The sequence below is a fragment of the Rhodococcus sp. H36-A4 genome (assembly GCF_027158005.1).
Classification (GTDB): Bacteria; Actinomycetota; Actinomycetes; order Mycobacteriales; family Mycobacteriaceae; genus Rhodococcoides.
In genome coordinates this window covers 290,464-297,401 of the sequence record NZ_JAPVLQ010000006.1, presented here as the reverse complement: position 1 = coordinate 297,401, position 6,938 = coordinate 290,464, and the positions used below count along the sequence as shown (strand labels likewise).

Genomic DNA, 6,938 nt, shown 5'->3' with positions numbered 1-6,938 from the left:
TCCGTTCTGATCGGGTGCAGTTGTGCAGGCCAGTACTGAGCATTCGGCTTCTCGGCGCGGGCAACGCAATCGGCCAACTCAGGTTGATTCGAAGCGGACCACATCATGGATTGGAACTGTGCGCGGATTCAGAAACGTGCTTGCAGTCTGTTTCCAACGTCGTGCAGTGCTGCGGGTCGGCTGTCTACACTCCGTGCCTTCTACGGCAAGACTCATCACCGGCGCCCCCTCTCATGCGCGTACACCACCGAACGTCCAGGGCCCCGGTCTTCCTGGTCGACGGCTGGCGATATGCGTGCTGCATATCGCGCTCATGACAATTTCGATCTACCAACACACAATAGCCAGCCGCCATTGTTTTGGCGGACTATTAATTGAGAATCGAGAACAATTCCCTGTCCGTTACACTTCCGGTGAAACCGCAGGTGAGTCGAGTGAATTGTCCAATTCGGTAGCGGACGATATGAGGGTTGAAATATGTTCAAAGCTTATTTGCGGACTTCTGAATTGTTTCCTCGCCCGATAACCGACTCGTTGCCTGTTGTTCGCGGGCGTACAACTGCGAGCAGCAGAAACAGTGCCGCGCTGATGCATATAAGCCGTTCCGGCCACGCACCCAGATCTGTTGCGACGGTCGTTCGGCTATGGAGTCCGATCTGTGCGACGAGGGTATCGGGGACGAACAAGGGAGTCTGCTCGACGACCGACCCGTCGGGCGAGACAATGGCGCTGACCCCGCTGGTTGCGGCGACTACAACGGATCGCCCGTGCTCGACAGCACGAATTCTCGACATCGCCAACTGCTGATAGGTCATCTCGGTGTCACCGAAGGTGGCGTTGTTGGTCGGGATCGCGATGAATTCTGCGCCCGATCGGACAGATTCGGTCAAAGCTCTGTCGAACGCGACTTCATAGCACGTCGCGATACCTGCAGCGATACCAGCAGCGTGAACTACGCCGTTTCCCGTACCCGGGACGAAGTAGCCAGCTTTGTCGGCGTATTCCGAGAACATTCGAAAGAAGCTTCGGTAGGGTAAGTATTCACCGAACGGTTGAATTATCTTCTTGTCGTGACGTTCGCCGGGCCCGTCGGCGCCATTCCATGCGATGACCGAATTAGTGGTTGTGCGATCGTCGTTGACCAGGACGGTGCCGACGAGAATCGGTGCCCCGACGGCCAATGATGCCGCGGTGATTTCCGAAGCCGCGTCCGCGTTTCGCAACGGGTCGATATCCGAAGCGTTCTCGGGCCAGACGACCAGATCCGGTCGATCCGCGCGCCCTGCCGATACTTCGTCGGCCAACGCCAGTGTTTCCCGGACATGATTGTCCAATACCGCGCGGCGCTGAGAGTTGAAGTCCAGACCCAACCGAGGCACGCTGCCTTGGATTGCGGCCACGGTGATGGTGCGCTCTCCTGCTTCTGGTTCATTGCTCACCAGTGTCGGAAGAAGCGCAACTGCGACAATGGATGCCGCGCTCGTGGTCGCGACCGCGACAACGAGTCGGCCTCGGACAGCAGGTTTCTTTCTCGCCGCGAGAGTACATACGACCGCCGCAAGTCCAGTGCCGGTAAGCGCAACGCCGAAGCTCAGCAACGGAGCTCCGCCGATGCTCGCGAGCGGCAACAACCAACTGTCCGGTTGCCCGAAGGACAATCGGCCCCAAGGGAATCCACCGAACGGAAAACTCGACCTCGCCCACTCGACGAGGCTCCACACCGCAGCCGTGGAGACCGGCCACCAGCGGTTTCGGGAGACTACGACGGCTAGTACGCCGAAGAGACCGATGAACAAAGATTCTGCTGCAGCGAGTGCCAGCCACGGCAGCGGACCGACGTAGACACCGATCCAGGGAAGCAGTGGAACGAAGAACCCCAGTCCTGCGAGGAATCCATAGCCGAGACCGCTCTTCTTCGAGACCGACCCGGTAGTACCGAAACGGCGCAGGACGAGGACGAGAAGTGCCACCCCGACTGGGGCGAGAAACCAGAGGGGGCGGGGAGGGAAGCTCAGGAACAGCAGGAGGCCGGACGCCACAGCGGACAAGACCGACACACCAGTGCGGACCACCTGCACTCGTGCGACCCCCACCCCTTCAAGCGCCATGAATTGTCCGCCCACGATGCACGGTGCGAAGACAGGTCGGGGACGGCGAGCCAGGCTCGAGCGATGGCAGGGCAGGGACACCGGCCCGCGGGTCGGTCGACCAACGCGCAACACTGTCTTTGGGTGCTCTGACCACGAGATCGGTTGCGTCCCAGATCGCGTAGCTTGCCGGAGCCCCCGGCGTCAGGGTGCCGGCAAGGCCATCCCGCACGCCGCCCGCGCGCCACGCACCGCGCGTAGCGGCCGAAAACGCCGCTCGAGGCGAGATTGCACTCCCCTCGGTTCGGTGATTGACCGCTGCGCGCAGCATCCTCCATGGATCGAGCCCGGTGACCGGCGCGTCGGAGCTGAATGCGAGGGAGACGCCAGAGGAGGCCAGTTGTGCAAGCGGGTTCATCGTCCGCGCACGATCCCCCCCGAGTCGACGCGCATACATCCCCTCCTCGCCACCCCACAACTCGTCGAACATCGGCTGCATACTTGCGATTACTCCCCAGGACGCCAACTTCGCCGCTTGTTCACCGGACACCATCTCCACGTGCTCGACGCGATGTCCGAGGGCTGCCAGGGCGGGGCCACCGATGGCGGCCGCTACACGGGAAAACCCCTGCACGACGGCGGATACAGCGGCGTCGCCGATTGCATGGAAGCCCGCTTGGATCCCGGCTTCGGTGCAGGCTGCCACCTGCGTGGCAATCGCGTCGACGTCCAGGAACGAGAGTCCGGTGCCGGGCCCGTCGTCGTAGGGCGCGCTGAGCCACGCCGTATGTGAGCCGATCGAGCCGTCGACGAACAGATCGCCCCCGAGCGCATGTGCACCTGTCGCGTGCATGAGCGCGCGTGCTTGATCTGCGGTGGACACCGATTCACCCCAGTACCCGCGTACTTCGACCCCGTGTTCGGTACCGAGTAGTTCCTGGAAATCGTCACGGCCGGAGATATCCGGACCGCCACATTCGTGCACGGCACAGATGCCGTTCGATGCGGCGTTGTCGAGGGCTCGGGTTCTCGCGGCCGCTCGAGCGGACGGAGTCAAAAGCTTCAAGGCGGCACGACGAACCGCGTGGTGAGCGTCACCGGTAAGCGCATGTTCGGGATGAAATCCCGCGAGGGAATCGAGCGCGCCACTGGCAGCACGGAGAACCGTCGAACTTGCGGCGCTGTGTCCGTCCACGCGGGCCAGATAGATCGGCCGGCCGGGGGCGGCGTCGTCCAGATCCGAGGTCGAGAGCACACCCGGCTCGTCCCACGCCGTGTCGTCCCAACCGTTCCCCCAGATCAACGGATCGGAGCTTTCCAGCGCGTAACGGCGTATCGAATTCACACACTCTGCACGTGAGCGGCACGCACTCAGATCGAGTGCACCGAGAGCCAGGCCGTACGCGGTGGTGTGGACGTGTGTGTCCACGAACGCGGGGGCCACGAACGCGCCGGCCAGGTCGATCTCTTCGGCACCGGGGTGCAGCGCGCGGCCCGTTCGATCCTCACCTGTCCACGTCACGATGCCGTCGGTAATTGCGATAGCGCTCGCGTCGGGAGCCATCGGGCTGTAGATCCGTCCACCGAGAAGCAGTTGGGTACTCACGATGGTTCAGTGTGCCCTTAGCGAACCGGCTTCTGGAAATCCTGCCCGTCGATGTCGACTATCTGTCCCTCGAGCACCATGCTCGAGGACGGTCCGTCATAGGCCGTCCGTCCGGGCGAATCGGAGACGACCTCGCCGTCGATGACGGTCGGCCTCATCCTGCCAGCGGCCGTGGCGACCGTCGGCATCCATCTGGCGGCCGCCAGCATCACCAGGGGACGTAATGCCCAGCGTGTGGGGGGCAGAAGAAGCAAGATACCGAACGCGGTCGTGACCAAGCCTGGAGCGAACATTGCGACCGAACCTATAGCGAACAGCACACCGTCGGCGACCGCTCCACCAGGGGACCGTTCACCGCGACTCGCGCTGCGGAGGCCTTCCATCACGCGACGGCCCTGACCGCGGACGAGTATCAACCCGGCAGCGGAACCGGCGATGAGGAGCAGCACGGTCCAGAGCACGCCGATAGCGCTACCAACAGCCACCAGCGCGGCCACCTCGACGATGACATAGAGGGCAAATAGCGCAATCACGTGTTCGTTCCTTTCGTCGCCTTCACTGACAACGGACGACCACGTTGTATTTCTCCCTGAATCCGTCGTCGTTTCGGTAACGATTCACGACCGAGGACGCACGACGCCCGTTTCGTATGCAAGAACCACCGCTTGAACCCGATCACGAAGGCCGAGTTTCGTCAGAATTCGGCCGATGTGGGTCTTCACCGTGGCTTCCGACAACACCAACTTACCGGCGATCTCGGCGTTGGACAGTCCTGTTGCGAGCAATCCGAGCACCTCCCGTTCACGGTCGGTGAGAGCGTCGAGCACCACCGGGTCCCGTGCGAGTGGTGCGTCCTCGGCGATGAAGCGTGACAGTAGACGCCGCGTCACTTTAGGTGAGACGACCGCGTCACCGGCGGCGACGCTGCGGATCGCGGATATCAAATCCTCGGACGGGGTGTCCTTGAGTAGAAACCCGCTCGCCCCTGCCCGTAGTGCTCCCAGGACATGCTCGTCGAGATCGAACGTCGTCATGACGAGCACTCGGGAGTTCGACTCGGATTCGGTGATCATCGAGGTAGCTCGCACACCGTCGATTCCCGGCATCCGAACATCCATGAGAACGACGTCCGGTCGATGCTCGTGGACAGCGCGCACGGCTGCCGATCCGTCTGCCGCCTCCGCGACGACGGTGATGTCTTCCTGGGCGTCGAGGACCATCGTCAGGCCCATCCGCATCAATTCTTGGTCGTCGACGATGAGCACTGTAATCGGCACGGTCCCAACCTAACGTCATTCGAGCGGCAACTCAGCGCGTACTCGCCACTTGCCGTCCGCCGTTCGGCCGGCTTCCAACGCACCCTGCAGTACGGCAACACGCTCACGCATGCCGAGCAGGCCGTTCCCTGTCCCCTCGACGGCACTGGTTCCTGATCCAGCACCGTTGACGATCTCGACGAGGACGTCTTCCTCGCGGCGCACGACTGCGACCCGTGCCCGCGGAGCGTGGCCCCCGTGGCGCAGAACGTTGGTGAGCGATTCCTGAACGAGACGATGGATACCCAAACTGATCGCGGGACTGATGTCGTCCAGATTCCCGGTTTGTTCGAGTTCTACGTTCAATCCGGCACGCGACATCATGTCGACCACTTTTGCCAGCCCCGCAGTCCCGTACATGGGCATGTCCTCGGAATGGGGAGTGGTTCGGAGTAGTGCGACCGTGCGCCGTAGTTCCGCAAGCGCCTGCCTGCCGGTGGCAGAGATGTTCGCGACTGCTTCTTCTGCTCGATCCGGATCCCGCCGGATCGCGTACGACGCCCCATCTGCCTGAACGATCATCACGCTGACACCGTGTGCGATGACGTCGTGCAACTCCCGGGCGATGCGGGTGCGCTCGTGTGCAACGGCTTCCTCGGCACGCCTGTCCCGATCATATTCGGCGACAAGCAGTTTCGCCTCGACCGCCTCGTCGTACGCACGGCGAGCTCCGAGGAACTCGGCAGCGATCCAGGCGAACCCGTACAGCAGAACAGTGAACAGCATCGAAAGAACCACATCGTCGTCCAGCGCCCATACCGCCAGACCTCCATCGAGCAGTACCCCGCCCAGATAGAGCAGTCCTTCTCGGCGGCCCACGTACGCGATAAGTGTGTAGAGCATGATCGGCAGGGACAGTGCAGCAGGATGAATAGCGGTTGGCGCCCCGACGGCAAGTCCACCGAGCGTGATGAGCAGCGAGCCTGCCAGCACCGACCACGCGACCGTCCGCGGGTGCCGTCGTCGCCATGCGATCGGAGCACTCAACGCCACCGCCCCGACGACGAACACCATCGGGCTTCTCATATCGACGTTGCTGACGAATGTCACAACCTCGAAAAGGAACAGAGTGCCTGCTAGCAGCATGTCGGCGATGAAGGGCTTCCCCCTGAGCCACAAGCTGAATCTACGCATGTGATTGAGTTTGCCGCATGACTGCCGCCGACTGGGGATTGTTGATGGTCGCAGCGACAGCGGCAGGTTGGGTCGACGCCGTAGTCGGTGGTGGTGGGCTCATCCTCCTGCCCGCGATCTTGCTCGTCGCGCCTCAGCTGGCCCCACAGGCGGCGCTCGCCACGAACAAGATGACTGCCGTGTTCGGTACTTTCGCAGCCGTAGTCACCTTTTCCCGTCGAATCGCACTCGACTGGCGACTGCTCGTTCCCGCCGGAGCCCTCGCAGCCGTCGCGTCGGCGGCAGGTGCCGCTGCGGTGTCCTTGATCGACCGCGAATTGTTCATCCCGATCATCATGGTCGTATTGATCGCTGTCGCGGCCCTGGTGACCGCTCGACCCACGATCGGCTCCGCTGCAGGCTCACACGCCCCGAGCAAGCGGAAGACACTGACCGTCGTATTCCTCGCAGCCGGCGGATTCGGATTTTATGATGGCATACTCGGGCCTGGCACCGGAACGTTCTTCATCATCGCTTTTGCGACGTTGCTCGGAACCGAGTTCGTGCGCAGTGCAGCAATGGCGAAGGTGCTCAATCTCGGCTCCAACCTCGGGGCATTGGCATTCTTCGCCGTCACCGGTCACGTGCTCTGGCAGTTGGGAGCGGCGATGGCTGTGTGCAATGTGATCGGCGCAGTGTCGGGCTCACGCATAGCGCTCGCTCGTGGTTCCGGATTCGTGCGAGTGGTGTTGCTGGTGGTCGTGTTCGGGATGGTCATCCGACTCGGATGGCAACAGTTCGGCTAACCTCGATTCC

The 6,938-nt window shown here is 62.5% G+C and carries 6 protein-coding genes; 1 reads left to right on the top strand and 5 read right to left on the bottom strand.

Translation table 11 applies throughout. The annotated features are described in order from the left end of the window. Nucleotides 1–488: 488 nt before the first annotated feature. The 5 genes from lnt to O1W68_RS17970 form a co-directional block, all read right to left on the bottom strand. The gene (lnt, locus tag O1W68_RS17990; protein ID WP_269305857.1) at nucleotides 489–2,108 is read right to left on the bottom strand and encodes an apolipoprotein N-acyltransferase; all 1,620 of its coding nucleotides are present in this window, start codon (nucleotides 2,106–2,108) and stop codon (nucleotides 489–491) included. Beyond that, nucleotides 2,098–3,693: an amidohydrolase gene (locus tag O1W68_RS17985; RefSeq protein ID WP_269305855.1), complete on the bottom strand. Its 1,596-nt coding sequence runs from the start codon at nucleotides 3,691–3,693 to the stop codon at nucleotides 2,098–2,100. The genes lnt and O1W68_RS17985 overlap by 11 nt, the downstream gene beginning before the upstream one ends. A 17-nt stretch (nucleotides 3,694–3,710) precedes the next feature. Next, nucleotides 3,711–4,226 (bottom strand): FxsA family protein, encoded by a 516-nt coding sequence (locus O1W68_RS17980; RefSeq protein ID WP_269305853.1) that lies wholly within the window; start codon nucleotides 4,224–4,226, stop codon nucleotides 3,711–3,713. 84 nt (nucleotides 4,227–4,310) lie between these two features. Continuing rightward, nucleotides 4,311–4,970, bottom strand: coding sequence for a response regulator (locus tag O1W68_RS17975; protein WP_269305851.1), 660 nt, complete (start codon nucleotides 4,968–4,970; stop codon nucleotides 4,311–4,313). A gap of 15 nt (nucleotides 4,971–4,985) precedes the next feature. Continuing rightward, nucleotides 4,986–6,143: a sensor histidine kinase gene (locus tag O1W68_RS17970; protein WP_269305848.1), complete on the bottom strand. Its 1,158-nt coding sequence runs from the start codon at nucleotides 6,141–6,143 to the stop codon at nucleotides 4,986–4,988. 17 nt (nucleotides 6,144–6,160) lie between these two features. On the opposite strand from O1W68_RS17970, the gene O1W68_RS17965 reads away from it, so the two are divergent. Beyond that, entirely contained in the window at nucleotides 6,161–6,928 is a 768-nt protein-coding gene (locus tag O1W68_RS17965; RefSeq protein WP_136168983.1) for a TSUP family transporter, read from the top strand. The last annotated feature ends 10 nt before the right edge of the window (nucleotides 6,929–6,938 follow it).